Genomic DNA, 1,326 nt, shown 5'->3' with positions numbered 1-1,326 from the left:
TTAATGAGATGGTTCCCCTCGCTTTTAACCAGCTATGCTGGAAAGGTGACGAAACCAACAAGGAGAACCATCTCATGTATATCAAAGTCCTTGGAATCGATTTAGGCAAGTCTTCTTTTCATTTAATCGGTTGTGACTCCCACGATCAACAAGTCTGTAAAAAGAAACTTTCTCGTCAAAAACTCATAACTTTTATCGCTCAACTACCGCCGTGTCTGATTGCATTTGAAGCCTGTGGTGGTGCGCATTGGTTAGGCCGCCTCTGTATGGAGCACGGTCATGACGTTCGATTAATCCCACCTCAATATGTTAAACCTTTCGTTAAAGGCAATAAAAATGATTTTATTGATGCGCAGGCGATTACTGAGGCGGCAGGTCGTCCTGATATGCGGTTTGTCGCAGTGAAGTCAATTGAGGCGCAAAGTCAGATAGTCGTGCATCGAGTGCGTGAGGGCTTTGTCGCGGAGCGCACCGCCTGTATGTCGCGTATTGGGGCGCTACTGTTAGAGTTTGGTTTATCTCTTCCACGTGGTCACTCGACTATGAAAAATCTGTTTTCATGGCTAAGTACACAAAAAGTTACGCTATGCCCCGCCATCATTGGCGAGCTTCAAGTGATGCATGATCACTATCGCTATTTAAATGAACAAATAGCTGAACAAGACGCAAAAATTGTTCAAGAAGTTAAGCAAAGTAGTCGTTGCCAATTATTAAAAACAGTACCAGGTATTGGTGATATGACGGCAAGCCAGCTAGCGGCTGAAGTAGGCAATGCGCATCAGTTTAAAAACGGTCGAGAAATGGCGGCTTGGTTAGGGTTGGTGCCACGGCAGTATTCGACGGGCGGGAAGCCGAAACTATTGGGTATTAGCAAACGAGGAAATAAACGCCTCAGATGCTTGTTGGTGCATGGAGCGAGAGCGATTCTATCGCGATTGGATAGCTATCGAGGGCCGATGTATGACTGGTTGAGAAAGCTGCGAGTAAGTAAGTCATTTAATGTGGTATGCATTGCACTGGCGAACAAGTTGTCGCGGATAGCCTATGCTGTTTTAAGTAAGAATGAGCCTTATCAGGCACAACAGGTTTAATCGGGTTTGCAATAATAGAGCGTGATGATGAAAACGGTTGACCGTCCGGGTGGCAAACCTGTCATAAAAAACAGCTGTGAAAAGCTGCCGGCTTTTTAAGGGCTATCTGGCGCGGATGCTCATCGTGGAGCGGGAATAACACATTCCTAATTAAAGACTCCGAATACATTAGCGCAAAACCACCTCATGATCACAAATCTGTGTTGCAATCATGAGGGGAACCATACATTTTTAT

The 1,326-nt window shown here is 45.2% G+C and carries 1 protein-coding gene; it reads left to right on the top strand.

What is annotated here, in order from left to right:
- The first annotated feature begins 74 nt into the window (after positions 1-74).
- The gene (locus BM099_RS20220; protein WP_090731107.1) at positions 75-1,091 is read left to right on the top strand and encodes an IS110 family RNA-guided transposase; all 1,017 of its coding nucleotides are present in this window, start codon (positions 75-77) and stop codon (positions 1,089-1,091) included.
- Positions 1,092-1,326: the final 235 nt, after the last annotated feature.

Origin of the sequence: Neptunomonas qingdaonensis (assembly GCF_900113275.1) — a bacterium.
Lineage (GTDB): Bacteria > Pseudomonadota > Gammaproteobacteria > Pseudomonadales > Balneatricaceae > Neptunomonas > Neptunomonas qingdaonensis.
This window is presented reverse-complemented; position numbering and strand designations above follow the sequence as displayed.